Consider the following 26,243-nt stretch of genomic DNA (forward strand, 5'->3'; position numbering starts at 1 on the left):
CCGCGTGGGGCTGGTTTCTCTATTTCATTTTATCTAATGGGACATATTTTACAATGAGATTGCTTAGTTGTTTGATAAAAAAGACAACACGTTGTCCTTTGAATACGACTTTCTCCTTTCCAAAAACGATATAACGGATTTTGAGAATATGGACCGAACAACTTGCCATCTGCTTTTTGCACAACAAATAGAAAATCGTCATAAATTTGTTGACGTACATCGCAGCACTCGTTTTCCCCTATTAATGTTTCATATAGCCAGATTATATAAATCGAGACGTTTTCCCATAGGATTAACGGTGAAATATGCGTAGTTTTCCGCAACTGTTCAATTAACAAAGCAAGATGCCCTGCAAAAAGATGCTCAATGATTTGCGTACGCCATTTGTCACGATTTTCACTAACTGTTGTATATGTAAGAGACTCAAAGCGAAAAGTAGGCATCCACATTTTTGATTCAATATCTGTTTCCATCCATATTTGCTGAAAAGACGATGAAAGACGTTTATTCCATACAGACATTGCATATAAAACGATGGCTATAAAAAAGCTATATCTTTTCATGAATATAGAAGCAGAAACCATTTGATTTCGAGCACCAATTTTTTGCTGCACAAGTTGTAAATATATAGCGAGTTCCCTTTCATCATGCAGTTGATCAAGCCGAATAGATAAAGGAGAAATCATACGTTTTTTTGAAAAACGAAATCTCTCTAACTGTTTCACTTCATTTTCAGAAAGATTCATCATGATACTCCTTCCCTATCCAAAAGGTATCTACCTCTTCCATATGGAATACAAAGAGGTGTTCCAAATAAAGGGTCGTAAATTACTTCACAGTCAAGCTGAAAAACATCTTTGACAAGTTGACGTGAAATAATTTTCTCCGGTTTCCCTTGTGCATATACGGTTTTGTCGCGGATGGCAACGATATGATGGGCATAACGGCACGCCAAGTTTAAGTCATGAAGCACCATGACAATCGTTCGCTTTTCTTGTTCATGTAATGTAAACAATAAATCAAGAATTTCGATTTGATGTGCCACATCTAAATAAGTTGTCGGTTCATCTAGCAAAATGACTTCTGTATGTTGCGCCAATGTCATCGCAATCCATGCACGTTGGCGCTGTCCTCCTGAGAGAGAGTCAACCGAACGCTCTGCGAACTGTATCATGCCAGTTGCTTGAAGTGCGTGCTTAACCGCATCTTCATCCTCTTTTGACCATTGTTTTAACCATGTTTGGTGTGGATAACGACCTTGCTTAACAAGTTGCAAAACGGTCAAACTTTCTGGAACGGCTGGCGACTGCGGTAAAATGGCCATCTTTTTTGCTACTTCTTTTGTGGGCATTTTTGTGATCTCTTTTCCTTCCAGCAATACCGTTCCACCAATCGGTTTTAGTAATCTAGCTAACGACCGTAATAACGTTGATTTTCCACATCCATTTGCACCAATTAAAACAGTAATTTCCCCTTTTGGAATGCTCATATTTAGCTCATCAATGACGATTGAGTTTCCATAAGAAAGTGTAAGTGACTTTGTTTGTAAAATGGTCATATTTTCACCTCACTACGCATTTCGATTTTTATACAATAAATAAATAAAATAAGGGGCCCCAATTGCTGCGGTAAATACACCAGCTGGAATTTCTAGTGGAGCAAACAGTGTCCGTCCCGATAAATCCGCAAGCAATACGAGAATGCCGCCTAACAAAGCTGCTATTGGCAGCATCCCTCCAAAAGAAGATCCTACTAATCTTCGTGCCATATGCGGAGCCATCAATCCAACAAAGCCAACCCCTCCAACAAATGCTACAGCTCCCCCTGTTAGCGCCGTGCTTAATAAAAGGAGAAACAAGCGCTGTTTTTGCAAAGAAACACCTGCGCTAACCGCAAGCTCCTCACCTAATTCTTGAATATTTACTTGTCGAGCGGAAATGAAACTAATAAGTAACAACAAAAGAGCCCAAGGCATGAAAATCATCACTTGTTTCCAAGAAACCCCATATACACTTCCAGTAATCCAAATATTTGCTTGACTCGCCCGATAAATCGGTCCAATGAGCATGAGCATAGTAGTAAAAGCTTGCATGAGCGCAGATATCCCTATCCCGATCAAGACGAGACGAATCGGGGACACCCCGTTTTTCCAAGCTAGCATATACACAAGAAAAACGGCGATCGTGGCCCCTATAAAAGCACCTAAAGGCAACCAGTGAATACTAATGATAAGCGATCCATTTTTATCACTAAATATCGTTAAAAATAAAACAACGACTACGGCTGCGCCACTTGTCATCCCAAGTACATCTGGAGAAGCAAGCGGATTGCGAATCATTCCTTGAAGAATAGCACCAGCTACAGCTAAAGACATTCCCGCAAAAAAGGCGATAATCATTCGAGGTAGACGAAATGAATAAATTACAATCTCATCCATTTCACTTCCACTACCTAATAGCGTGTTTATAACATTTACTGGGGAAATATACATTTCTCCAATTCCTGTACTAAGAAGAAACAAAAAAATAGAAATCATTAGTAGCACTAAGCAAGTCGTCATCGCTTTTTTGTCAATTAAAAATGAAATATTGTTTCCCACTCGAAATGGTATGTACTTTCTCATTTTAAAATCCCCCTACGGGCAACATAAATAAAAAATGGAACCCCGATAAATGCCGTCATAATTCCGACAGGCACTTCTTGCGGCATCAATATATACCGAGCTCCAATGTCTGCAAAGTTTAAGAGACTTCCCCCAATGAAAGCACAATACGGAAGTAGCCAACGGTGATCATTCCCGACAAATGCTCGAGCAATATGAGGAACAATAATTCCTATAAAACCTATTGGCCCAGCTACTGCCACAGAACTTCCTGCTAACAAAACAATAAAAATAGCCATAATTAACTTGACAAAGTTCGTACGTTGTCCCAATCCTTTTGCTACATCATCTCCTAGCATGATAATGTTAATCTTTGAAGCTAATAAAAAAGAACCAATCCACGCAATGAGAAAGTAAGGAAGAACAGAAGTTAACATCTCTAACTTTCGTCCTGAAACAGATCCCGCCAACCAAAACAACACCTCTTCTAACGCTTTTTCATTTACAACTAACAATCCTTGTGTAAGAGAAGCAAAAAGTGTCGCTACAGCTGTTCCTGCTAACGTTAATTTAATCGGTGTCATCCCTTCTTTTCCAACTGAACTGATGATAAATACAATGATTGCTGCGAGTGTAGCACCAATTAAAGCGAGCGATGCGAACATGTGAAGCGAACTAACTTGAAAGAAGGTTACACATAACACAATTAGAAACCCCGCCCCTGCATTAATTCCAAAAATCCCAGGCGAAGCGAGGGGATTTTTAGTTAAAGCCTGCATAAGTGCCCCTGCCATGGCTAAACTTGCCCCAACAGCCGCGCCAATGAGGGCACGTGGCAAACGAACCGTATTAATAACAAGATGTTCGTTAGAAATACCTTTATTCATCAGCGCCTCGATTGCCGCTCGATAGCTTGTATCTGTGTAACCATAAATGATACTCATCCACATACTAATAAAAAATATAAGTACAAATAAAAGCAGTCCAACCAACCGTTTTGTACTGTTTTCTAACATTGTAGATAATCTCCTTACTATGATTTGTAGCCTCATATAAAGTCTATTTGATATCGAATATCAGTGTCAATGAATTTATTAGATTATTTGAAATCTCGGCAAGTAAATTATAATTCAATTATATAATTTAATTGACAATGATTATCATTCATATTATTATTTTATTCGTTAACGAAAATCATTTTCAAATAGGAGGCGTACATATGAAAAAACTTTCTTTTATGCTGATGATTGTTCTTCTTTTCGTTCTTAGCGCTTGCAACGGTTCGAACGAAGAAACAACGACAAAGCAAGATGAAGAAAAACCTGTAACTTATACAGTCGAGCATGCGATGGGCACAACTGAAATAAAAGGTGCACCTAAACGCGTTGTTATTTTAACGAACGAAGGAACAGAAGCTTTATTAGCATTAGGTGTAAAACCAGTCGGTGCTGTTAAATCGTGGCTTGGAGATCCTTGGTATGATCATATCAAAGATCAAATGGATGGCGTAAAAGAGATTGGAACGGAAAGTGAGCCAAATTTAGAAGCAATCGCTTCATTAAAACCAGACCTAATTATTGGTAACAAACTACGTCAAGAAAAAATTTATGAGCAATTAAACGCTATTGCTCCAACTGTTTTTTCTGAAACGTTAAAAGGGAACTGGAAAGAAAACTTCATGCTCTATGCAAAAGCAGTCAATAAAGAAGAAAAAGGAAAAGAGATCATGGCCGCGTACGACCAACGTATTGAAGATTTGAAAGCGAAGTTAGGAGACAAGCTACAGATGAAAGTTTCCATCGTCCGCTTTATGGCTGGAGATGTACGCATCTATCACAAAGACTCCTTCTCTGGCGTTATTTTAGATCAATTAGGATTTGCACGCCCTGAGTCACAAAATATCAACGATTTTGCGGAAAAAGGTGTAACGAAAGAACGAATTCCAGCAATGGATGGCGATATTCTCTTTTATTTCACATATGAAGAAGGAGATGGAGCAGCGACAAAAGTAGAAGATGAATGGATTAACGATCCGCTTTTCAAAAATTTAAACGTAGCGAAACAAGGAAAAGTGTACAAAGTGAGTGACGCCATTTGGAATACAGCCGGTGGGGTTCTGGCGGCGAACGATATGCTTGATGATATTGAAAAGTATTTCCTAAACCAATAGCACATATACAAAAGCCAGCCTCCGCGTGGGGCTGGTTAAAATCTCTTTTGAAAGAAAAGGAGCAATCAGACAATAGGCCATGCGATGAAGAAAGTAACGATAATAAGAAAAACACCTGTTACTAAAAATGAAAAAACAGCCTGCAATCCTCCAGTTCTCCATCTTAAGTATAATAAGGAGAGCAACTCGCCACCATTTTATGCGAAATCCACTACGCTTCATCCCCGCACAAATCCACCTTCCGAATGGATGATCTGTCCAGTAATCCATTCTGCTTCGTCGCTTGCTAGAAAGCGAACGAGACGCGCAGCATCGTTTGGTGTGCCGATTCGACCGAACGGAAATTTCGAAAGAAGGTACTGTTTTAGTTCTTCGTTCATCCATCCTGTATCGGTAGGTCCTGGGTTGATGGCGTTTACGGTTATCTTTTTTTCGGCTACTTCGACGGCGAACGTTTTGACAAACGCATCGATCGCCCCTTTTGTTGCCACATATGCGCTTTCTCCCGGCATTGGACCAAGCGACTGCCCCGATGTCATCATAATAATTCGTCCACCTTGTGGCTTTTCAAACATATTGGCAAATGCCACACTTAACATGATTGGCGCTCTGACATTGACAAAATAGTGTCGGTCGAGCATTTCGCTTGTTAACGATGAATATGGAAGCGAAACAGAATAGCAAGCGTTGTTTACTAAAATATCCGGTACACCAAACACCTCGCACACCTTATCGAGCAATACTTGCGGTGCTTCTTCTTTAGATAAATTGAGCTCGAAGGAATGGCACACGACACCGAGCGCTTCTAGCTTTCGTTGAATGTGAAGCGGTTCGTCTTGCTCCATCCCCCACGGCATCGTACGGTCGTATGCGCTCCAGTACGTGAAAAAAATATCTGCCCCTGCTTCGGCTAGCGCCTCACAAATTGCCGCACCGATTCCATGTTTCCGGCTCACCCCTGTGACTACTGCCTTTTTTCCTTTTAATGTTTTCAAACGTATTCACCTCTTACCGAATCGCTTCTAACACTTCCGCAAACCGCTTACGCTCATCATGCCATTTCGCCTCTTCCAACTCTAATTGAATCGGAATGTCACAATGAATGGCTGCCAGTTTGCGCGATAAATGAAGCAAGTCGAGATGTGTTGTTATTTTTTGTTGTTGCGCTTTTGTTAAGTTCGCTAAATTTGCGATGATTCCTTCAATTGATCCATATTGTTGAATGAGTTTAACCGCTTGTTTTTCTCCAATGCCACGTACACCTGGATAATTGTCGCTCGGATCACCCATGAGCGCTTTGACATCAATAAGTTGCTGTGGCTGAATCCCTTTTTCTTCAATAAAACGGTCGAGCGTATACGCTTCATAGTTGCCGATTCCTTTAGCCAATAAGTAAACCGTGACACGCTCGGAAAGAAGCTGAAATAAATCACGATCTCCGGTCATAATCGAAATGCGCATCTCCTCACGATATTGCTTCACAAGCGAGCCGATGCAATCGTCCGCTTCGGCACCGAGCACACCGATATTCGGAATACCTAACATCGCGACCACTTCTTTTGCCAAATCAAACTGCGGAATTAATTCATGCGGCGGCTCGCCACGATTCGCCTTATAGTCCGGAAACCATTCGGTGCGAAACGTCGTACTTCCCATATCCCAACAACAGACGACATGCGTCGGTTGAAGCACATTTGTCGCCGCTTCAATATGTTTCACTACCCCATATACCGCATTCGTCGGCACCCCACGGCTATTCATCATCCATCGCGGCGCCGTCGCATAAAACGACCGAAACAATAACGCCATCCCGTCAATCAATAACAAATGCTTTCGTTCCATCACTCGTTATCCTTTCTATGTATCGATGAAACAAGTATAACAAAAAACCACCCCAGATGGGATGGTGGAAATAATGAAGCTAGCCTTCTGCAAATAATCTTCTTCCGATATCGTATCCAACTGCTCCGATGTAAATCGGTACGACAAAAGCAACAGACGGATAAAACGGAATGGATACAAGCGTTGCAATGATAAAAACGACTGCCGAATGAAATTTCTTATCGAAAAACAAAAGAACACCTTCTGTCACTATACAAACAAGCAAAATGAGCAACAACGCAAATGGAAAAACAGCCCACGTAAACGACCATGAACTGAATAGTGAAAGCGCTAAGGAAAACAACACAATCGACAGGAAAACTTTTTTGAAAAATAGTTTCATAACTCACTTCCTTTATTATCTGGATAAAAGAAAAAGAGTGGCAAACTCCTACGCTTCTTTGACCATCCCTTTTTCTTCCAATCTGTGACCGAACGGACAATTTTTCTATTGATTAAACAATATAATCTCCCTAGCCTCAATGTCTCTGCTTTCTTTACTTTGACTCATAATCTGAGGAGTGGCAAGAATAACTTTCACAGTTACTTCTTCCGTAAAGTCGTCAACACTTCATTTGTTGCCATCTTCATCACTGAATTTTGTTTGATCTGTGATTCGGACTGTACAAGGATAGCTTATATCCTCTACGTTATTTTTCCTTTTCTTTACTTCATGGGAACAGTCCACGACAAAATAATTTTCTCCAATACTATAAAGCGTTCCTTCAAAAGACTTTGTTCCTGTACAACCAATCAAGAGTAAACTAACCAAGACGAAAACAACAGTTCTAATCATTCGAATAATACTCCTTTATTTTTATATATACACCAATCCCTTTTTTATAACAAATTGTATATAAAGAAACAAAAAACCACCCTACGATAAAGGGTGGCTCACATGAGAAGAACCGCGAATCGTTTGTTTTTTTGTTAGTTCTTCATCGACTGTTAATAACGCTTTTTTCTCCCAGCTGACGAAGTAATCTTCCCATAAGACGTGGCAACGATCATCGGTTACTTCTAGCACAATGCCTCTCGTTCCATCCAGATAGACGACGCAGTCTCCGATGTGAAACATAGCGATCACCCTAGACGGAAGACGATGCCATGACCACCGCGTGGATATTCCCACCGAATGTTTTCGTGCGGACAGCCAATGCGACAGCTGCCGCACTCATGACAGCCTTCATAGCCAACATGCATGCGAATATCTTCCCATTTATAAACAGCTGCTGGACAAAAAATGGTACAAATTTTATCGGGACATTTCGTTAAACAAATGTTGTCATCAAGCACGTGAAGATGCGATTTCGTATCCGCATTAAAGCGAACTAAATATTGCTTTTCTTCAATCGTTTGCGCCTTCATCATTTCATCACCTTCCATGCTTTCATCATATCGCGTGCCAGCTTAAACTTTTGTTTCGTCGAGCCGAGATCACGCCAAATTTTTTTCTGTTTTTCCCATTTCGATGCCCCGTCCACCGTAAACATTTGGCTTGCTGCGCGGTTGAGCATCGGGATGTATTGTTCAAAATATTGTGGGAACGATTCAAAATGATGGGTCGCATCTTTATATTTTTTCAAGTCTTGCCCAATAAAGCTTTCCATCAGTTTCATTCGGTATTGATCAAGCATGCTTTCGGAAAAGTCGTTTTGCTCTTTTGCCATAATGATTGTTTCTGCCGCTAACCGACCAGAAGTCATCGCCATATTGGAACCTTCGCGATGAATCGCATTGACAAGCTGTGCCGCATCCCCAACAACAAGCACTCCGTTGCCTGCCACTTTCGGAATGGAATGATAACCACCTTCTGGGATCAAGTGCGCTAAATATTCGACAGGTTCACTTCCTTGAATGTATGGACGAATCATCGGATGATTTTTCACATACTCAAGTAGCTCATACGGCTTGATTTTATGTTTAATTAATCCAGATAAAAGCGTACCGACACCGATGCTGAGCGTATCTTTATTCGTATATAAAAATCCTGTTCCTAAAATCCCCTTTGTCGCATCGCCAAAAATCTCAATTGTACAGCCTTGGTCGGCTTCAAGATTAAAGCGGTCTTCAATCACGTTTTTATCTAGTTTTAAAATTTCCATCGTCGCTAAAGCGACTTCATCTGGCCGCCATTCGCGATGAAACCCAAGCTGTTTCGCTAAGAGCGAGTTGACGCCGTCTGCTAACACGACTACATCCGCGTAAATGTCGCCATCTGGTCTGTCTGTGCGGACACCGATGACGCGGCCGTTTTCGACGATACATTCGACCGCTACCGTTTCACAAACGAGCAATGCTCCTTGTTCGACTGCTTTTTCGGCAAACCACTGGTCAAATTTGGCGCGCAATACGGTGAAATTGTTATACGGCTCTCGTCCCCACTCTAATCCTTTGTAACTAAACGTTACCGCCGATTCTTTATCCATCATCATAAACCGCTGCTCGACGATTGGGCGTTCTAGCGGTGCTTCTTTATAAAACTCTGGGATAATATCTTCCATCATTTTTCGGTATAATACACCGCCCATGACGTTTTTCGCTCCTGGATATTCACCGCGCTCTAAAAGTAGCACGTGAACCCCTGCTTTTGCTAGTTCATAGGCACAAGCTGTTCCAGCTGGTCCTGCGCCAACAACGATACAATCAAATTTTTCAGGCATGGCGGATCTCCTCCTTCACATCGGCAGCTGCTTTTATCTTCGGAATTTCTTCTTTCAATCGTTCAATTAAAAGCGGGACAATTTCAAACGCATCGCCGACTATACCGTAGTGGCATGATTGGAAAATCGGAGCGTTCGGGTCTTTATTGATGGCGATAATGAGCTCCGAATTTTGCATGCCTACAACGTGCTGAATTGCTCCAGAAATGCCGATCGCAAAATAAATTTTCGGCGTGACAGTCACACCGGTTTGCCCGACTTGGTGATGATGGTCAATCCATCCTGCCTCTACAACATCACGGCTCGCTCCAACGGCACCACCAAGCACTTCTGCGAGCTGATGAATGAGTTGGAATCCTTCTTTGCTGCCCATCCCTTTTCCGCCAGCAACAACAATGTCCGCTTCGTCAATACGCACTTTTTTCGCTGTCTCTCTCACAATCTGTAACACTTTCGTCCGCATTTCTTCTTCGTGTAACTCAATATGCTCCTCGATCACGCGACCTGTGCGCGACGGATCTGGCGGTAGCGCTTTCATTACTTTTGGACGAACAGTTGCCATTTGTGGACGATATTTTTTACATAAAATCGTTGCCATAATATTTCCGCCAAACGCCGGGCGGCTCGCTAACAATAACCCTGTATCTTCTTCAATATCAAGTATTGTCGTATCCGCTGTTAACCCTGTCGGTAAATCGGTTGCGATGGCGCTCGCTAAATCTTTTCCAGATGGCGTCGCCCCATATAAAATGACTTCTGGTTTATGTTTATGGCAACAATCGAGCAAAGCGCGCATATATGGTTCTGTTCGGTAATGTTCAAAAATTGGATCATCATATACATATACAACGTCTGCACCATATTGAAAAAGTGTTGAGGCAAGTGCTTTTACACCTCTACCAATTAAAACTCCTGCGAGCTCTGTTTTACGTTTATCTGCCAGCGCCCGTCCTGCTCCTAATAATTCTAACGATACAGGAGCAATTTGCCCATCTTTCACTTCAATGTATATCCATATCCCCCGATAATCATCGAAATTCATGCGCTACTCCCCCTATACAAAAAGCTCTTTTTTCTCAAGTATAATAGACAACAGTTCGTTTACTTGCTCTTCTTTTGTTCCTGTTAATATTTTTCCACCTTCTGGCTTCGGTGGTGCCCATACTTTTGATACAATTGTTGGAGATCCTTTCAATCCTAGTTGTTTGCGGTCAACATCTTCTAAGTCGTCTGCAGTCCAAATCGTTGGTTGATATCGTGCGGCTTTAATCATGTTTGGCAATGGTGCAAAGGAGATGTCATTGATGTCTTTTTCTACAGTAAACAAACAAGGTAATTGCGATTTCACCACTTCATAACCATCTTCTAATTTACGATGAACGATCGCATACCCTTTTTCTTTATTCACTTCAACAACTTTGTTTACACCAGTTAGAGGAGGAATGTTTAAACGACGGGCAATGCCAGGTCCGACTTGACCTGTATCCCCATCGATCGTCATTTTTCCACAAATGATGAGGTCAATCGGACGATGTTTGGCGATTTTTTCGAGCGCCTTTGTAAGCGCATAGCTTGTAGCGAGCGTATCAGCTCCGGCAAATGCTCGGTCTGAAATCATATACCCTTCATCTGCCCCGAGCTCGATACATTTTTTAATGGCTTTTACTGCTGGTGGAGGACCCATTGTTAAAACAGATACGATTCCACCGTACTTCTTTTTTAAACGAACAGCTTCTTCTACCGCATGCGCATCATACGGGTTTAAAATAGCAGGAGCACTCGCCCGGTCCATCGTGTTCGTTTTCGGGTTCATTTTAATAATTTTCGTATCTGGCACTTGCTTAATACAAGCTACAATATGTAGCATATGTTCACCTCCAAATCTATTTCATGTATACATATTCTAGCATAATAAATAAATTAGCCGTCATAACAATCAGAAAATTTACCATTTTGTTCACAATTTCAATGAATAGTCGCACGAATAACAACACCGCGACGAACCATTTCTTCAATATAGCGATCTCCCGGAACAATTTGTTCTGGTGGATACGCCCCACGCTTTTGAATCGTTCCGTCGCCAATCATTTGTGCAACGACAGAAACTGTATAGGCCGTTGAACGTGCCATTGCCGTGACTTGTTTTTGACGGTCTTTCTCCGTTACCATTTCGTACTCGTACGTTCTTTCTTTCCCATCTTTTTCCCCCGATACAATTACGCGCAATAAAACGACATCGTCTTTTTCTTTTAAATCTAAAAGTGGCGTAAGTACTTTTAACAATACGTCACGCGGACGTACGATCACTCCATCGACTTCTACTTCGTAGTCTCGACGCGTGAATTGTAAATCGACAAGAAGCTGAAATTTTTCTGCATGACCAGGATAGCGAATCGTTTTATATTCCAAACATTTTACATGCGGGTAAGAACGCGACAACGTCGATGTTCCTCCTGAGGTATGGAACGCTTCAAGCGGTCCAAAACGCTCAAAATAAATCGTTTCAACTTCCGATAAAGACGGTACTTGTTGCTTTTGTCCATCACGAATAATTAAGGATGGATCGGTGTAATGATCGAGTAAACCTTCAAGCGAAAAGACGTGATTATATCCAAGCGGCGGTTCTGGCCGAAGAGGAATACCGCCAACATATAATTTAATGGTATGAACGCGATCCAGTTGACTCGCTCCATATCCTGTTAAAATATTAATCATTCCGGGAGCAACACCTAAATCTGGAATTAACGTAACGCCTGCTCGTTTTGCTTGTTCGTGTAAAGCGAGGACACGATCTGTCATATGCCCGATATGCCCACCCAAGTCTACTGCGTGCACACCCGTTTCAATGGCCGCTTTCGCTACCTTTTCGTTAAACGTATAAAAAAGTGCATTAATGGCTACATCATGCCCATGCATCGCAGCCTGCAGTTCTTGATCATTCGCTGCATCCACTCGCTTCACTTTCACTTTTTCTGATGCCAACGAACGTTGAACGTTTTTCGCTTTCTCCTCATCGACATCCGCAAGTGTTACGGATAATACCCCTTGCTGTTCAATTAAATCTCGCACCGCTTCTTTTCCCATTAAACCTGCTCCAAGAACAATGACATTCATCGTCTAACCTCCTTCACACATCAATTTGAGCGCGTTGTAATTTGCCACTATAGTCAACGTAAATGCTTTTCCACTCCGTAAATACATCGAGTGCTGCGACACCTGAATCACGATGTCCGTTGCCTGTTCCTTTCGTTCCACCAAAAGGCAAATGAATTTCTGCTCCTGTCGTTCCTGCATTCACATATACAATGCCCGTATCAAAATCACGCATCGCCGTAAACGCTCGATGAATATCACGTGTAAAAATGGCACTAGAAAGCCCATAATCAACGCTGTTATTCACTTCAATCGCTTCTTCTAAACTACGAACGGATATAATCGATGTGACTGGACCGAAAATTTCCTCTCGCGCAATTCTCATCGTCGGTGTAACGTTTGTGAACAACGTTGGAGCGTAATAAAATCCACCTTTGTATGGCTCATCTTGCAGCATATACCCACCTGCAAGTAACGTTGCCCCTTCATTTCTTCCGATTTGAACGTAATGATGAATTTTTTGTAACGCATCTTGATTAATAACTGGTCCGACTTTTACTCCTTCCTCTAAGCCGTTCCCAACTGTTAATGTGCTTATCGCTGCGAGTAACCGTTCTTCTACTTGTTTTTTTACATGTTCATGAACAATAATTCGGCTACATGCGGTACAACGCTGACCTGATGTACCAAAAGCACTCCATATAATGGCTTCTACAGCAAGCGCTACATCGGCATCATCCATGACAATAATGGCATTTTTCCCACCCATTTCAAGCGATACTTTTTTCAAATGACGTCCACACGTTTCCGCAATGCGCCGTCCAACTTCATTGGATCCTGTAAACGAAATGACTTTTACATCTCGATGCTCAACAAGCGCTTCACCCACTACAGAACCGCGTCCATGTACCACATTAAATACACCGTTTGGTAAACCTGCCTCCTCAAATATTTGCGCAAGTTGCTGTGCCATGATTGGTGTTTCTAGCGCTGGTTTCCAAACAACTGCATTGCCGGCAACGATAGCAGGAAATGACTTCCACGTTGCAATGGCGATTGGAAAGTTCCAAGGGGTGATTAATCCGACGACACCAATCGGCGCACGGACGCTCATTGCGAACTTATTCGGTAACTCTGACGGAGTTGTATCGCCAAATAACCGTCTCCCTTCCCCTGCCATGTAAAACGCCATATCAATTCCTTCTTGTACTTCTCCACGCGCTTCCTCAATCACTTTTCCCATTTCCATCGTTAATAGGCGAGCCATTTGTTCTTTTCGCTCTTGTAGTAACATGCCCACCTTATAAAGCACTTCAGCTCGTTTTGGTGCAGGAACGAGTGCCCATGCTTTTTGGGCTCGTTTTGCCGCCAACACCGCCTGTTCGACATCTTGTTCGTTTGATATCGTCACTTCTCCAATACACTCACCATTCGCAGGATTCACAATCGGCACAAACTGATTGCTGACCGATGACACCCATCGTCCGTCTATATAGTTTAATACTTTCATTGCTTTCCACCCCTCGCCTGTTCAATTGTTAAAAATGGAGATAATATGTTCGGATCTGTCATGACTTCAATCACAGTTGGCTTATTGTTTTGGAGTGCTGTAGTAAACGCGGATGAAAATTGTTCTCCTGTTTCTACACGCATACTATCAGTTCCGAAGCAACGCGCTATACTTGCAAACGATATATTGCTGAAATCTGTTCCAATGACGCGCTTTGGATAACGAAGCTCTTGATACATGCGAATCGTTCCGTACATTTGATTGTTAAACACCACACTAATGATAGGAATGTTATATCGAACGGCTGTTTCCAGCTCTTGGATCGTCATCATAAACCCGCCATCTCCGCTTAATGAAACGACGGGACGATGTGGATTTGCCAATTTCGCACCAATCGCTGCTGGTAATCCGTATCCCATCGCTCCTGATGTTGGCCCAATATATGTATGTTGCTGAAATTGAAAAAATGAATGGAGCCAACTTGCGAAATTGCCCGCATCATTTGTAATGATCGCTTCGGATGGGAGAAGATGTTGAAGGATGTGGATCATTTCTTCGTTTACATTCCGTTTCATGGACGGAAGTGACGAAAATCGTTCGTATGTTTTCCGCCGTTCTTGTACCCAATCTGTCCATGACGGGTGAAGTTGAATATTTAACAACCGACTTAACGCCTCTTTCGCATCAGAAACAACACCAATATGCGGAGAATATGTTACACCGATGACATCGTAATCGATATCAATATGAATGAGCTGTTGCGTCGATAATAACTTATAATCTTGTGTCGTCACTTCTGACAAGCGCGTACCGATGGCTAAAACAACATCTGCTTGTTCCACCGTTTCAATGATCGCTCGTTGCGTTCCTAAACCAAGATGACCAACGTAAAGAGGATGATCGTTTGGAAATACATCATGTCGACGAAAAGAAGACATGACGGGAAGTGACCATTTTTCCGCAAATAAACGAAGGACGTCTATGGCTTTTGACCATATAATTCCTCCACCCGCAATGACAACCGGTCGCCTCGCTGACCGCAACGACTGCTCAATGCGTTGAATATCCTCCTCGTTCGGTGCTGGTTTTGGAACAATCGTTTTTGAAAACGTCACGTGATCGACTTGTTCATGAAGAACATCTTCAGGAAGCGCAACGACAACGGGCCCAGGCCTTCCTGTTTGAGCAATTCGAAACGCCCGTGTCAACAGCTCCGGCAACCTTTGTGCATCGTCAATCTCTACTGCCCATTTGGCTAGAGGACGAAAACATGCTTCAACATCTATTTCTTGAAAGCCTTCACGCCCCCGAAACGATCGCGCAACTTGTCCTAACAATACAACCATTGGCGTCGAATCTTGTCTTGCTGTATGAATACCGATGGCAGCATTTGTTGCTCCTACCCCTCTTGTCGCCATCACCACACCGACTTTTTTGCTCGCTTTCGCATATCCTTCTGCCATAAATGCGGCGCCGCCTTCATGACGAGCAGAAATGAGTTGGATCGTTTTCTCAGAAAAAAGGGCATCAAGGATCGGTAAATAACTTTCCCCCGGCACACAAAAAACATGAGAAATGTCCTCACTTTTTAAACATTGAACGATCGCCTCCGCTGCATTCACTACAAGCCCTCCTTTCTTTTTGTATCATGTATACACAAATGAAATCGTTTTATGACCTCACAAACAAAAAGAGGAGCATATTCGCCCCTCTACATCCGATGTACATGTTCTGTTTGCTCCATTGTTTTCGTTTTTATTCGCACGATAAAAAATGCCCCAATCACCCACCATCCCATAAATATGAGCCACTCATACGGCCAGACAAGCTGAGATGGCATACCTGGCATGTATAAGAAAATAAATCCGATCGACAATACGAGCGCGATCCAACCGACAGCTGATGATTGACCGACTTGAAACGGACGTGGCATATTTGGTTCTTTTTTGCGCAATGCAATAAATGATAAAGCAACAAGGAAATAAGCAATGATGATTGAAAAACCTCCTGCATCTACAAGCCAAACAAGCATTGGTCTGCCGAGTAGAGGAGCGAATGTGGCGAGCGTTCCAATGAATAAGATCGCATTGGATGGTGTTTTGTATATTGGATGAATGCGGGCAAACCATTGTGGAAGAAATCTTTCTTGTGCCATCGCATAAAGCACGCGGCTACCCCCGATAATAAACGCGTTCCAGCTTGTTAAAATGCCAGCCAATCCTCCGATGATGAGCACCTTTGAGAAAAACGAACTACCTAATGCTACAGCCATCGCGTCCGCTGTTGGAAGCGATGAGTTTGTCAAGACATCATCCGGCAAAATGTATGATACTGCGAAAACAACCGCGACATAAAACAAAACAGCTAAAGCGACAGATAAAATGAGAATTTTTCCAATCGAACGTTGTGGAATTTTCATTTCTTCTGCTGTTTGAGGAATGACGTCAAAACCGACAAACATAAATGGAGTCATAACTAACACAGCGAGTAAGCCGGCCGACCCATCTTTAAATAATGGCTGTAAATTTGATGTTTCTCCATTTATGAGTGAGCCACTTAAAAGTGCCATACCAACAAGAAAGATGACAAACGTCAATACGACTTGCAAAAAGGCTGCGCTTTTTACCCCACGATAGTTGATCCATGTAATGATGATTGAACCGATCATGCCAATCATCACCCATGAGACATTCACATCCCAACCTGCAATCGTCCAAAGATAGCCAAATTTAAATGTTGGGAATAAGTACTCAATCACTGTTGGGAGCGCAACAGCTTCAAATGCTACAACTGATAAATAGCCAAGAGCAATTGCCCAAGCAGCGATAAACGAAGCCTTAGGTCCGAGAGCTCGCAAAACGAAATAATGTTCCCCGCCGACTTTCGGCATGGCTGATGACAACTCCGCATATGTCAAACCAACAAAAATAACAAGAATTCCCCCGATTAAAAAGGCAATGATCGCTCCGAGTGAACCTGCACTCGTAATCCACGTACCTGAAAGCACAACCCATCCCCAACCGATCATCGCTCCAAATGCCAATAACAACACATCTAATTTCGTTAATACTTTATGAAACTGTTGATCCATTACATATCCCCCTTTCACATATTTGGATGTGGCCGAATAGAAATCGTTTGATACGCAGTAAAAAATTCGATGGCCGCTTGCCCTTGTTCACGCGTGCCTGAGCTGGACTGCTTCATCCCGCCAAACGGTGCTTGCGGTTCCGCACCGCCTGTCTCGCCGTTCACTTGCACCATTCCCGCCTCGATATGTTCAATAAAGTAAAGTGCTTTCGATACATCATTTGTAAATAGCGACGCGCTTAAACCGTAAATGCTGTCGTTTGCCATTTCAATCGCTTCATCAATGGATGCCGCTTCTACAATCGATAGGACAGGACCAAATATTTCTTCTGTCGCAATAATGGAGCGATGGGAAACAGAATCAAATACAGTTGGCTCAATATACCAACCTACATCATCGTTCGCTCCCCCTCCAATCAGTAGCCGTCCTTCTTGTGTTCCAATATGGATATAACGCTGAACCGTTTCAAATTGTCCTTTCGAGACAACCGGCCCCATCGTCACTTGTTCGTCCATTCCATTTCCAACTCGAATACGTCTCACCTGTTCCATCACATGCGTTCGAAATACATCGATAATCTCTTTCTCAACAAATACGCGACTCGTTGCCGTACAACGTTGCCCCGTTTGTTTCATCGCTCCTTCTACAACGAGTCGAGCCGCAAATTCGATATTTGCATCTTTTAAAACGATAGCTGGATTTTTTCCACCGAGTTCAAGTTGATATTTCGCCCCACGAGCTGCTGCTTTTTTTGCAATTTCACTACCAATCGCATTCGAGCCTGTAAACGTAATCGCATCGACATCTTTATGTTCGACAATGGCATCACCAATCGTGCTTCCACGGCCGACAACAAAGTTTAAAACTCCTGGAGGTAAGCCTGCTTCTGCAAACAATTCAACAATGCGAGCCCCTGTAGCGCTTGCTTCTAATGCAGGCTTAAATACAACCGTATTTCCATAAACGAGGGCAGGGGCAATTTTCCATATTGGAATAGCTAGCGGAAAATTCCATGGAGCAATCACAGCTACAACCCCGACAGGCACACGTTTTGTAAAAAATAAATTTTTTGCATCAAGTGACGGTAACACTTCCCCTACTTTTCGCAACCCTTCGCCGGCATAATAACGTAAAATAGCTGCGCTACGATATACTTCTCCTTTCGTTTCAACAAAACGCTTCCCCATTTCTTTCGTAGCCAATTCCGCCAATTCATCCGCGTATTGCTCAAATAAATGAGCGACTTTTTGCAAATACGCGCCACGCTCCGGGGCAGCCGTTTGCGCCCACTTTTTCTTTGCTTTCACCGCAGCAAACACCGCCTCATCCACATCATGAACAGATGAACCGGCCACGATCGCAACGAGCTCTTTTTGATCAGCTGGATTGTATCGCTCAATCGTTTCACTTTTCCCTTTCAGCCATTGACCATCAATGTAGTTTTTCACTTCACGCATCATTTCACCACCTTTTGTTGTACTTCTGCTAATAGTTGGTGTAAAATAGAAAAACCTTTCTGTAGCTGCTCATCCGTCATCACAAGCGGTGGTAAAAAGCGTACAACGTTGCTGTATAATCCAGCGCTTAAAAAGATCGCTCCGCGCTTCCATGCCTGGGAAACGATATATGCTGTTTGTTCTTTCGCTGGCGTTTTTTGCTCCCGATCTGTTACAAGCTCGATCGCGCACATCGCTCCAAGCCCGCGCACATCACCAACGATATCAAACTGTTGCTTCATTTCTTCTAAAAGCATCATCATTTTTTCACCAAGATGACGGGCACGCAAAATAAGCTGTTCTTCTTCAATGACATCTAAAACAGCGAGTGCAGCTGCACATGCCAATGGACTTCCAGAAAACGTACCACCAAGCTGACCAACTTTAGGGGCATCCATTATTTCACTTCGGCCAACGACTGCACTGATCGGCACCCCCGCTCCCATCGACTTCGACAATGTCATTAAATCAGGTGCTACACCGAAGTGTTCCATCGCAAACATACGCCCGGTTCGAGCAAAACCAGTTTGAATTTCATCAGCAATCATCACGATGCCATGCTCGTCGCAAATGCGACGAATCGCCTGCATAAATTTCGCCGATGGAACGACAAATCCACCTTCTCCTTGTACAGGTTCAATAATGATCGCGGCCACATGATCAGGCGCTACTTCCGCAGTAAAAAACTGTTGCAGTGCTGCTATTAACTGTTCATCCACCTCATCTGCCGTTTGCCCGTTTGCCCGATAATAGTATGGATATGGAAATTTATACACCTCAGGAGCGAATGGACCAAATCCTTTTTTATATGGCATCACTTTGCTTGTTAGCGACATCGTTAATAGCGTCCGACCATGATATCCACCTGTAAATGACACAATCGCCGGGCGACCTGTATACTTTCTTGCAATTTTCACAGCGTTTTCTACTGCTTCAGCACCACTATTTAAAAAAATCGTTTTTTTCGGAAAGTCACCCGGTGTTAGCTCATTTAATTTTTCTGCTAATAACACGTACGATTCGTAAGGCGTCACGTGAAAACATGGATGAATAAACGCTGCTGCCTGCTGCTGAATGGCAGCGACTACTTTTGGGTGACAATGTCCAACGTTTTGTACACCAATCCCCCCTGCAAAGTCGATATATTCGCGACCATCTATGTCGCGAATCATTGCTCCTTTTGCTTCTTTAATAAAAATTTCCGTCACATTGTATGGCGCTCTTGCAACCGCTTCTCTTCTTCGTTCCATCCAATTCGACATGATCTCTCCTCCTTCGACAAATAAAAAGCCAGTTTAATCATCGTGATGACACAATGACTAAACTGGCTGGTGCTTATGCGTTGCTCGCCGATCAGACGAGTAAAATAAGCTCCACAGTTTTTGCTTATTTGCTTTTATTTTAAGACAATCTTTTTGATTTTGTCAAACTATTTTTAAAATAAAAAATATTTACAAAATAAATGTGTTGTTTTATACTGAAAATAGCTAACCCCACCAAACAACTGACCGTTTGGCTTCGGGTAGCAACGTAACTTTTTTTGTTAAAGAACTGTTCCGATTCGACCGACTTTCTTTTCGAAAGGCACGCTCGAATCGTTTATGCCAGTTCCTTTCCTGTACGTTGTAGGGAGGGACTGGCTTTTTTATTACGAAAATGGAGGTGAACAAATGGCCGGAGCTTTAGATGGGATTCGAGTAATTGACTTAACGCGCGTTCTTGCTGGTCCATATGCCACAATGATTTTAGGTGATCTCGGGGCAGATGTCATAAAAATCGAGGCACCTGGTGGATCAGATGATACGCGATTTTGGGGACCACCGTTTCAAAACGGGATGAGCGCCTACTATGCAGCGGTCAATCGAAACAAGCGAAGCATAACTGTCAATTTAAAAGATGAAAGCGGAAAAGAAACGATTCGTCAACTTTCGAAAACAGCCGACATCATCATTCACAATTTTAAAACCGGAACGATGGAGCGGCTTGGGCTCGGGTATGATGATCTGTCAGTCATCAATCCGCAACTCATCTACTGTTCAATTACTGGATTTGGTGAAACAGGCCCGTATCATCATTTAGCTGGCTATGATTATATTATTCAAGCGATGAGCGGCTGGATGAGCATTAACGGGACAGAACAATCCGGACCATTAAAAGTTGGTGTTGCGGTCACAGATATCTTTACCGGTCTGTATGCAGCGATCGCCGTACAAGCAGCACTCATCGCCCGACAAAAAACAGGGAGCGGACAAAAAATTGATTTAAGTTTATTTGATTGTGCCATTAGTGCACTTGTAAACGTTGCGTCGAATTATTTAATGTCCGGTGAAGTGCCAAAACCGTTAGGAAACGATCATCCAAATATCGTTCCATATTCGACATATGAAGCAAGCGACGGTTTGTTTGTTGTCGCAGTCGGAAACGATCGGCAATTTCAGGCGCTATGCGAATTGCTAGAAGATCAATCGATCGGTGCAGATGAGCGATTTCGAACAAATGCCGGCAGAGTCGCTCATCGTCATGAGCTAAATCGCCGGTTAAACGATGAATTAAAAAAGAAAACGCGCGCACAATGGCAACAATTGTTTGAACAAAAAGGCATTCCTTGCGGCCCTGTGCATACGCTCGATCAAGTGTTTCAACATGCACAAACGCGCGCACGAAACATGCTTATCCACATGAATCATCCAGATGTTGGAGCGTTAAAACTTGTCGGCACACCGTTAAAGTTTTCACACACACCGGTCACATATCGGTTCGCACCACCCCTTGCAGGAGAACATAACGATTTATTTATTAAAGGAGGAAACAAACTTGATGAACTTTGATTTTACTCCAGAACAAGAAATGTTGCGACAAACTGTAAGAAAATTTGTTGATAAAGAAATTTTACCCCACATAAAAGAATGGGATGAACGAGGCTATTTCGATCCAAACATTTTAAAACGTCTTGCGCAATTAAACTTAATGGGCGTATGCATTCCAGAGCAGTACGGCGGAATGGGGATGGATTACAATTCGCTAGCCATCGTATGTGAAGAGCTTGAACGTGGAGATACTGCGTTTCGCACAGCAGTTTCTGTCCATATTGGACTTAATAGTTTAACACTACTTCAATGGGGAACAGAAGAACAAAAACAAAAATATCTCGTGCCACAAGCAAAAGGGGAAAAAATTGGGGCATTCGGATTAACCGAGCCAAACGCCGGTTCAGATGTTGCAGCTATTTCCACAACCGCTGTACGCGATGGAGATGACTACATTTTAAACGGACAAAAAACGTGGATTTCTCTTTGTGACATTGCCGACCATTTCATCGTTTTTGCTTACACAGATAAATCAAAAAAACATCGCGGTATTTCTGCTTTTATCGTTGAACGGACGATGCCTGGTTTTTCATCACGTGCCATCAAAGGAAAACTTGGCATTCGTGCAGGCAATACAGGTGAGCTGTTTTTCGACAATGTCCGCGTCCCAAAAGAAAATTTACTCGGGGAAGAAGGAGAAGGATTTAAAATTGCGATGTCCGCGCTCGATAACGGACGATTTACTGTTGCTGCTGGGGCTTGCGGCTTAATTATGGCTTGTTTAGAAGCAAGCGTGAAATATTGTCACGAACGAAAAACGTTCGGAAAAGAAATTGGCCGCCATCAACTCGTACAACAAATGATTGCGAATATGGAAGCAGGGTTGCAAATGAGCCGTTTGCTCGTATATAAAGCAGGATTTTTAAAAAATAAAGGAAGACGAAATACGCGCGAAACGTCGTTAGCGAAATGGATGGCATGCGACTTTGCAAATAAGGCAGCTGACGACGCAGTACAAATTCACGGGGCTTACGGCTATTCCAATGAATATCCTGTAGAACGATATTTACGAAACTCAAAAGCGCCAGTCATTTACGAAGGAACGCGCGAAATTCATACGATTATGCAAGCGGAATACGTGCTTGGCTATCGTCAAGATAAACCGCTCCGAAAAATGCTTCCAGCTTGGGAAGAAAAATAGAAGGTGGCTCGTGTCACCTTCTATTTTTCTGCATGCATCTTTTCTTCTAGTTTACAATATTGTTTATACAAATCTTTTAATGCTGCACATAACGCTTGATTTGCTTTTCCTAAATACCCTTCATGTAATTGAGCGAGCGGCTCGTCAATCCCATCTTTTAATGAATGTCCTTTTAACAACCGCGCCACATAATCACGGCCGTGTTCTGTTGCTAACGTACAAGAAGCATCAACGATGACACCGTACTTTTTATCTACCTCTGCCGTAATTGTCAACGTATCAAACACGCTTTTTGCCGCCATTCCTGAAGGCAATCGTGCATGACCGGCAATGAATTGCGTATTCATTTTTTTCACTCCCATCATCGTTTTACTTCTTTCATTATAACGGAAGCTTGTTTTGCATTTACGAACAACCTTTCGACAAAATTCTTTAAATTTTCATAATTCCACCTGTACTTGCGGACGTGACGAGCTTCGAGTAGCGAGCTAAATAACCTGTTTTTACTTTTGGTTCAAACCCTTTCCAATTCATTTTTCGTTTTCCCCACTCTTCTCCTGGAACATGTACATCAATTGTTCGTTTAACAATATCAATCACAATATGATCTCCATTTTCCACAAATGCAATCGGGCCTCCTTCAGCCGCTTCTGGTGATACGTGCCCAATCGATAGTCCACGGGAAGCCCCTGAGAAACGGCCGTCTGTAATGAGCGCTACTTTCGTCCCTAATCCCATCCCGACAATTTGTGATGTCGGTGCTAACATTTCTGGCATACCCGGTCCACCTTTTGGCCCTTCATAACGAATAATGACGACATGCCCCGGCTGTACTTTTCCTGCTGCAATTCCTTCAAGTGCTTCTTCTTGAGAGTCAAATACAATCGCCGGTCCTTCATGGCGTGTAATTCCTCCTTGAATGCCACCTGTTTTAATAATTGCACCGTCTGGGGCTAAGTTGCCGAACAATACAGCTAGTCCACCTGTTTCAGAATACGGACGGTCAATCGGACGAATGACTTCATAGTTTTTCACTTCGCACCCTGCAATGTTTTCGCCAAGCGTTTTTCCAGAGACCGTCAACGCATCTAAATGAAGTGTGCCTTCTTTTTTGGACAATTCATGTAATACGGCAGACACTCCACCTGCTTCATGTAAGTCTTCAATATGCATATCTGAGGCTGGTGCAAGTTTTGCTAAATGCGGTACGCGGGCCGCAACTTCATTAATGCGCTCAAGCGGATAATGAATGCCTGCTTCATTCGCAATCGCTAACGTATGTAGCACCGTATTTGTTGAACCACCGAGAGCCATGTCAAGTGCAAACGCGTTATCAATTGCTTTTTCGGTCACAATATCACGTGGTTTAATATCGTGCTCGATTAAATACATTAACTGTTGAGCCGAACGGCGCACAAATTCTTTTCGTGCCGGATCAATGGCTAAAATCGTACCGTTACCCGGCAGAGCTAAACCAAGCGCTTCAGCTAAACAGTTCATCGAATTGGCTGTAAACATCCCTGAGCAAGAACCACATGTCGGACAGCCGTACTGTTCAAGTTCTTGTAACCCTTTTTCGTCAATTTTTCCTGCTTGATACGCCCCCACTCCTTCAAATACAGAAGAGAGCGAAATTTTTTTCCCATCGCTTGTCACACCTGCTTTCATCGGCCCCCCGCTTACAAAAATGGTTGGAATGTTTAAGCGCATCGCAGCCATCATCATACCAGGTGTAATTTTATCGCAGTTTGGAATGCATACCATCCCATCAAACCAATGCGCAGAAATGACAGTTTCAACAGAATCAGCAATGATTTCACGGCTCGGCAACGAATAGCGCATGCCAATATGTCCCATCGCGATGCCGTCATCCACTCCGATCGTATTCATTTCAAACGGTACACCGCCTGCTTCACGAATCGCTTCTTTCACAATTTTCCCAAACTCTTGTAAATGAACATGTCCCGGAATAATATCAATATACGAGTTGACAACCGCAATAAACGGTTTATTGAAATCTTCCTCTTTTACCCCTGCCGCGCGCAATAAACTACGATGTGGCGCACGGTCAAATCCTTTTTTAATCATATCGCTACGCAAAGCAAATCCCTCCATCTTTTCTGAACTTGTTAAACATTGTAACACTTTTTTAAATAAAATGACAATTCCAAAAATAAAACTTCAATTATGCATGAAAAAGGCGTCCATGTAAGGACACCTTCCAAATCCATGTTTTATAATAATATCATGACAAAAAATCATCTACTTCTTTTGCTGCTTCCCGACCTTCATGAATAGCCCAGACGACAAGACTTTGCCCGCGTCTTGCATCGCCTGCGACAAATACCCCTTCGACATTTGTTTTATATTGTGACGCTTTTACTTTTTTGTTTCCTGTTTCTATTCCAAATTGTTGTAAAAGCGATGGCTCTGGTCCTTCAAAACCGATAGCAATCAACACGATGTCACACGGCCATACTTTCTCTGTACCCGGAATTTCTTTAAATACAATACGCCCATGTTCGTCTACTACTTTTTCCATTTGAATCGTATGCAGTTCTTTTACGTTCCCTCTATCATCACCGACGATTTTTTTCGTTTGAATGCAATATTGACGTGGATCCGTACCAAACTTCGCTTCCGCTTCTTCATATGCATAATCAACAGTAAAAATAAGCGGATATTGTGGCCACGGATTATCATTTGCACGGTCAGTCGGCAATGCGGGGTGTTTTCCGAACTGAACAACGCTTTTACATTGTTGGCGAAGCGCTGTTGCCACACAGTCAGCTCCCGTATCTCCACCACCGATGACGATGACATGTTTATTTTTTGCATCAATAAACGTTTCTTCTTTTTCCCCCGTCAACAACCATTTTGTTGTTCGGGTTAAGTAATCCATCGCAAAATGAACGCCATCTAGTTCACGTCCTTCTATAACAAGATCGCGCTGTTTTTGCGCTCCAATACAAAGAACAACCGCATCATATTGTTTCTGTAACTCATCGACGGAAATATGCTTTCCAACTTCTATATTCGTGATAAACGTAATTCCTTCTTCGCTAAGCAGGCGCACACGCCGTTCGACGACATCTTTTCCAAGTTTCATATTCGGAATGCCGTATGTTAATAATCCCCCTATGCGATCGGCACGCTCGTATACAGTGACAAAATGGCCTGCTTGATTTAATTCGTCTGCACATGCTAAACCCGCTGGCCCTGAGCCGATCACAGCAACTTTTTTTCCCGTTCGCTTGTTCGGAATGCGCGGTTGAACCCAACCTTCTGCGAATGCTTTGTCGATGATTGCTCGCTCAATTCCTTTAATGGCCACCGCCGGATCGGAAATAGCTACGGTGCACGATCCTTCACACGGTGCTGGACAAACACGTCCCGTAAACTCTGGAAAGTTATTCGTTTTTGCTAACCGTTCAAACGCTTCTTTCCAACGTCCACGATATACAAGATCGTTCCATTCTGGAATGAGATTATGAATCGGGCAACCAGATGTTAAACCATTTAGTTCCATTCCCATATGACAAAAAGGAGTACCGCAATCCATACATCGCGCTCCTTGACGTGCTAACGTTTCGTTTGAAAATGGAAACGTATATTCATTCCAATCATGTAAACGGGAAAGCGGATCGCGCTTTTTTTCTTCCTCCCGTACATATTCCATAAATCCCGTTGCTTTCCCCATCGTTCTCCCCCTTTCTTTTTTTACAGAAG

At 42.8% G+C, this 26,243-nt stretch carries 25 protein-coding genes; 3 read left to right on the forward strand and 22 right to left on the reverse strand.

Annotated features, from left to right (window positions below):
- Positions 1 to 29 precede the first annotated feature (29 nt).
- Genes K1I43_RS09950 through K1I43_RS09965 form a run of 4 tightly spaced genes read right to left on the reverse strand, consistent with a single transcriptional unit; the run spans position 30 to position 3,618 of the window.
- On the reverse strand, positions 30 to 746 hold the full coding sequence (locus tag K1I43_RS09950) for an IucA/IucC family C-terminal-domain containing protein (RefSeq protein ID WP_020424554.1): 717 nt from the start codon (positions 744 to 746) through the stop codon (positions 30 to 32).
- Positions 746 to 1,558, reverse strand: coding sequence for an ABC transporter ATP-binding protein (locus K1I43_RS09955; protein ID WP_019417786.1), 813 nt, complete (start codon positions 1,556 to 1,558; stop codon positions 746 to 748). Before K1I43_RS09955 ends, K1I43_RS09950 begins: the two co-directional genes overlap by 1 nt.
- 12 nt (positions 1,559 to 1,570) lie before the next feature.
- On the reverse strand, positions 1,571 to 2,623 hold the full coding sequence (locus tag K1I43_RS09960; RefSeq protein WP_019417787.1) for a FecCD family ABC transporter permease: 1,053 nt from the start codon (positions 2,621 to 2,623) through the stop codon (positions 1,571 to 1,573).
- The gene (locus K1I43_RS09965; RefSeq protein WP_026011699.1) at positions 2,620 to 3,618 is read right to left on the reverse strand and encodes a FecCD family ABC transporter permease; all 999 of its coding nucleotides are present in this window, start codon (positions 3,616 to 3,618) and stop codon (positions 2,620 to 2,622) included. Before K1I43_RS09965 ends, K1I43_RS09960 begins: the two co-directional genes overlap by 4 nt.
- Positions 3,619 to 3,821: 203 nt before the next feature.
- Between K1I43_RS09965 and K1I43_RS09970 the strand changes: the two genes are divergently transcribed.
- Positions 3,822 to 4,772 carry an ABC transporter substrate-binding protein gene (locus tag K1I43_RS09970; RefSeq protein ID WP_026011700.1) on the forward strand — a complete coding sequence of 317 codons (951 nt, stop codon included), beginning with the start codon at positions 3,822 to 3,824 and terminating at the stop codon, positions 4,770 to 4,772.
- Positions 4,773 to 4,990: 218 nt separating this feature from the next.
- On the opposite strand, the gene K1I43_RS09975 is transcribed toward K1I43_RS09970, so the two are convergent.
- The 15 genes from K1I43_RS09975 to gabT all read right to left on the reverse strand — a co-directional run bounded on the left by K1I43_RS09975 (position 4,991) and on the right by gabT (position 19,768).
- Positions 4,991 to 5,767: an SDR family oxidoreductase gene (locus K1I43_RS09975; RefSeq protein ID WP_019417790.1), complete on the reverse strand. Its 777-nt coding sequence runs from the start codon at positions 5,765 to 5,767 to the stop codon at positions 4,991 to 4,993.
- Positions 5,768 to 5,780: 13 nt separating this feature from the next.
- Positions 5,781 to 6,614 (reverse strand): 5'-3' exonuclease, encoded by an 834-nt coding sequence (locus K1I43_RS09980; protein ID WP_019417791.1) that lies wholly within the window; start codon positions 6,612 to 6,614, stop codon positions 5,781 to 5,783.
- Positions 6,615 to 6,693: 79 nt separating this feature from the next.
- A complete protein-coding gene (locus K1I43_RS09985; protein ID WP_019417792.1) occupies positions 6,694 to 6,996 on the reverse strand; it encodes a hypothetical protein in 303 nt (100 codons plus the stop codon).
- A gap of 228 nt (positions 6,997 to 7,224) precedes the next feature.
- Positions 7,225 to 7,449, reverse strand: coding sequence for a hypothetical protein (locus tag K1I43_RS09990; RefSeq protein ID WP_019417793.1), 225 nt, complete (start codon positions 7,447 to 7,449; stop codon positions 7,225 to 7,227).
- Positions 7,450 to 7,530: 81 nt separating this feature from the next.
- A complete protein-coding gene (locus K1I43_RS09995; protein ID WP_019417794.1) occupies positions 7,531 to 7,731 on the reverse strand; it encodes a hypothetical protein in 201 nt (66 codons plus the stop codon).
- A 5-nt stretch (positions 7,732 to 7,736) separates the two neighbouring features.
- The gene (locus tag K1I43_RS10000) at positions 7,737 to 8,039 is read right to left on the reverse strand and encodes a ferredoxin family protein (protein WP_006319754.1); all 303 of its coding nucleotides are present in this window, start codon (positions 8,037 to 8,039) and stop codon (positions 7,737 to 7,739) included.
- Positions 8,021 to 9,316, reverse strand: a complete 1,296-nt coding sequence (locus tag K1I43_RS10005) for an FAD-dependent oxidoreductase (RefSeq protein WP_009361404.1) — start codon at positions 9,314 to 9,316, stop codon at positions 8,021 to 8,023. Before K1I43_RS10005 ends, K1I43_RS10000 begins: the two co-directional genes overlap by 19 nt.
- A complete protein-coding gene (locus tag K1I43_RS10010; RefSeq protein WP_009361405.1) occupies positions 9,309 to 10,358 on the reverse strand; it encodes an electron transfer flavoprotein subunit alpha/FixB family protein in 1,050 nt (349 codons plus the stop codon). Before K1I43_RS10010 ends, K1I43_RS10005 begins: the two co-directional genes overlap by 8 nt.
- A gap of 12 nt (positions 10,359 to 10,370) precedes the next feature.
- A complete protein-coding gene (locus K1I43_RS10015; protein ID WP_019417795.1) occupies positions 10,371 to 11,183 on the reverse strand; it encodes an electron transfer flavoprotein subunit beta/FixA family protein in 813 nt (270 codons plus the stop codon).
- A 98-nt stretch (positions 11,184 to 11,281) separates the two neighbouring features.
- On the reverse strand, positions 11,282 to 12,430 hold the full coding sequence (locus K1I43_RS10020) for a saccharopine dehydrogenase family protein (RefSeq protein WP_019417796.1): 1,149 nt from the start codon (positions 12,428 to 12,430) through the stop codon (positions 11,282 to 11,284).
- A gap of 13 nt (positions 12,431 to 12,443) precedes the next feature.
- Entirely contained in the window at positions 12,444 to 13,919 is a 1,476-nt protein-coding gene (locus K1I43_RS10025) for an aldehyde dehydrogenase family protein (protein ID WP_019417797.1), read from the reverse strand.
- Positions 13,916 to 15,541 (reverse strand): thiamine pyrophosphate-binding protein, encoded by a 1,626-nt coding sequence (locus K1I43_RS10030; RefSeq protein ID WP_019417798.1) that lies wholly within the window; start codon positions 15,539 to 15,541, stop codon positions 13,916 to 13,918. Before K1I43_RS10030 ends, K1I43_RS10025 begins: the two co-directional genes overlap by 4 nt.
- Before the next feature lie 89 nt (positions 15,542 to 15,630).
- Positions 15,631 to 17,010, reverse strand: a complete 1,380-nt coding sequence (locus K1I43_RS10035) for an APC family permease (protein ID WP_033383436.1) — start codon at positions 17,008 to 17,010, stop codon at positions 15,631 to 15,633.
- Between the two features lie 14 nt (positions 17,011 to 17,024).
- A complete protein-coding gene (locus tag K1I43_RS10040) occupies positions 17,025 to 18,467 on the reverse strand; it encodes an aldehyde dehydrogenase family protein (protein ID WP_019417799.1) in 1,443 nt (480 codons plus the stop codon).
- A complete protein-coding gene (gabT, locus tag K1I43_RS10045) occupies positions 18,467 to 19,768 on the reverse strand; it encodes a 4-aminobutyrate--2-oxoglutarate transaminase (protein WP_019417800.1) in 1,302 nt (433 codons plus the stop codon). The genes K1I43_RS10040 and gabT overlap by 1 nt, the downstream gene beginning before the upstream one ends.
- A gap of 408 nt (positions 19,769 to 20,176) precedes the next feature.
- On the opposite strand from gabT, the gene K1I43_RS10050 reads away from it, so the two are divergent.
- Positions 20,177 to 21,334 carry a CaiB/BaiF CoA transferase family protein gene (locus K1I43_RS10050; protein WP_026011702.1) on the forward strand — a complete coding sequence of 386 codons (1,158 nt, stop codon included), beginning with the start codon at positions 20,177 to 20,179 and terminating at the stop codon, positions 21,332 to 21,334.
- Positions 21,324 to 22,514 carry an acyl-CoA dehydrogenase family protein gene (locus tag K1I43_RS10055; protein WP_021095283.1) on the forward strand — a complete coding sequence of 397 codons (1,191 nt, stop codon included), beginning with the start codon at positions 21,324 to 21,326 and terminating at the stop codon, positions 22,512 to 22,514. The genes K1I43_RS10050 and K1I43_RS10055 overlap by 11 nt, the downstream gene beginning before the upstream one ends.
- Before the next feature lie 20 nt (positions 22,515 to 22,534).
- Here the strand turns inward: K1I43_RS10055 and K1I43_RS10060 are convergent, their stop codons facing one another.
- The 3 genes from K1I43_RS10060 to K1I43_RS10070 all read right to left on the reverse strand — a co-directional run bounded on the left by K1I43_RS10060 (position 22,535) and on the right by K1I43_RS10070 (position 26,214).
- A complete protein-coding gene (locus K1I43_RS10060) occupies positions 22,535 to 22,861 on the reverse strand; it encodes a DUF3870 domain-containing protein (protein WP_003395822.1) in 327 nt (108 codons plus the stop codon).
- 85 nt (positions 22,862 to 22,946) lie between these two features.
- Positions 22,947 to 24,629 (reverse strand): dihydroxy-acid dehydratase, encoded by a 1,683-nt coding sequence (gene ilvD / locus K1I43_RS10065; protein ID WP_026011704.1) that lies wholly within the window; start codon positions 24,627 to 24,629, stop codon positions 22,947 to 22,949.
- Between the two features lie 130 nt (positions 24,630 to 24,759).
- Entirely contained in the window at positions 24,760 to 26,214 is a 1,455-nt protein-coding gene (locus K1I43_RS10070) for a glutamate synthase subunit beta (RefSeq protein ID WP_019417804.1), read from the reverse strand.
- Between the last annotated feature and the right edge of the window lie 29 nt (positions 26,215 to 26,243).

It is taken from the genome of Anoxybacillus sp. ST70, assembly GCF_019553625.1.
Taxonomy (GTDB): domain Bacteria; phylum Bacillota; class Bacilli; order Bacillales; family Anoxybacillaceae; genus Anoxybacillus; species Anoxybacillus gonensis.

Coding starts and splice junctions, on each gene's coding strand:
- K1I43_RS09965 (WP_026011699.1), bottom strand. CDS start 3,618: ATGTTAGAAAACAGTACAAAACGGTTGGTTGGACTGCTTTTATTTGTA.
- K1I43_RS09955 (WP_019417786.1), bottom strand. CDS start 1,558: ATGACCATTTTACAAACAAAGTCACTTACACTTTCTTATGGAAACTCA.
- K1I43_RS09990 (WP_019417793.1), bottom strand. CDS start 7,449: ATGATTAGAACTGTTGTTTTCGTCTTGGTTAGTTTACTCTTGATTGGT.
- K1I43_RS10000 (WP_006319754.1), bottom strand. CDS start 8,039: ATGGAAGGTGATGAAATGATGAAGGCGCAAACGATTGAAGAAAAGCAA.
- K1I43_RS10025 (WP_019417797.1), bottom strand. CDS start 13,919: ATGAAAGTATTAAACTATATAGACGGACGATGGGTGTCATCGGTCAGC.
- K1I43_RS09995 (WP_019417794.1), bottom strand. CDS start 7,731: ATGTTTCACATCGGAGACTGCGTCGTCTATCTGGATGGAACGAGAGGC.
- K1I43_RS10060 (WP_003395822.1), bottom strand. CDS start 22,861: ATGAATACGCAATTCATTGCCGGTCATGCACGATTGCCTTCAGGAATG.
- K1I43_RS10040 (WP_019417799.1), bottom strand. CDS start 18,467: ATGCGTGAAGTGAAAAACTACATTGATGGTCAATGGCTGAAAGGGAAA.
- gabT (WP_019417800.1), bottom strand. CDS start 19,768: ATGTCGAATTGGATGGAACGAAGAAGAGAAGCGGTTGCAAGAGCGCCA.
- K1I43_RS10015 (WP_019417795.1), bottom strand. CDS start 11,183: ATGCTACATATTGTAGCTTGTATTAAGCAAGTGCCAGATACGAAAATT.
- K1I43_RS10010 (WP_009361405.1), bottom strand. CDS start 10,358: ATGAATTTCGATGATTATCGGGGGATATGGATATACATTGAAGTGAAA.
- K1I43_RS10005 (WP_009361404.1), bottom strand. CDS start 9,316: ATGCCTGAAAAATTTGATTGTATCGTTGTTGGCGCAGGACCAGCTGGA.
- K1I43_RS09970 (WP_026011700.1), top strand. CDS start 3,822: ATGAAAAAACTTTCTTTTATGCTGATGATTGTTCTTCTTTTCGTTCTT.
- K1I43_RS10055 (WP_021095283.1), top strand. CDS start 21,324: ATGAACTTTGATTTTACTCCAGAACAAGAAATGTTGCGACAAACTGTA.
- K1I43_RS10035 (WP_033383436.1), bottom strand. CDS start 17,010: ATGGATCAACAGTTTCATAAAGTATTAACGAAATTAGATGTGTTGTTA.
- K1I43_RS09950 (WP_020424554.1), bottom strand. CDS start 746: ATGAATCTTTCTGAAAATGAAGTGAAACAGTTAGAGAGATTTCGTTTT.
- K1I43_RS09960 (WP_019417787.1), bottom strand. CDS start 2,623: ATGAGAAAGTACATACCATTTCGAGTGGGAAACAATATTTCATTTTTA.
- K1I43_RS10070 (WP_019417804.1), bottom strand. CDS start 26,214: ATGGGGAAAGCAACGGGATTTATGGAATATGTACGGGAGGAAGAAAAA.
- K1I43_RS10050 (WP_026011702.1), top strand. CDS start 20,177: ATGGCCGGAGCTTTAGATGGGATTCGAGTAATTGACTTAACGCGCGTT.
- ilvD (WP_026011704.1), bottom strand. CDS start 24,629: ATGGAGGGATTTGCTTTGCGTAGCGATATGATTAAAAAAGGATTTGAC.
- K1I43_RS09985 (WP_019417792.1), bottom strand. CDS start 6,996: ATGAAACTATTTTTCAAAAAAGTTTTCCTGTCGATTGTGTTGTTTTCC.
- K1I43_RS09980 (WP_019417791.1), bottom strand. CDS start 6,614: ATGGAACGAAAGCATTTGTTATTGATTGACGGGATGGCGTTATTGTTT.
- K1I43_RS10020 (WP_019417796.1), bottom strand. CDS start 12,430: ATGAATGTCATTGTTCTTGGAGCAGGTTTAATGGGAAAAGAAGCGGTG.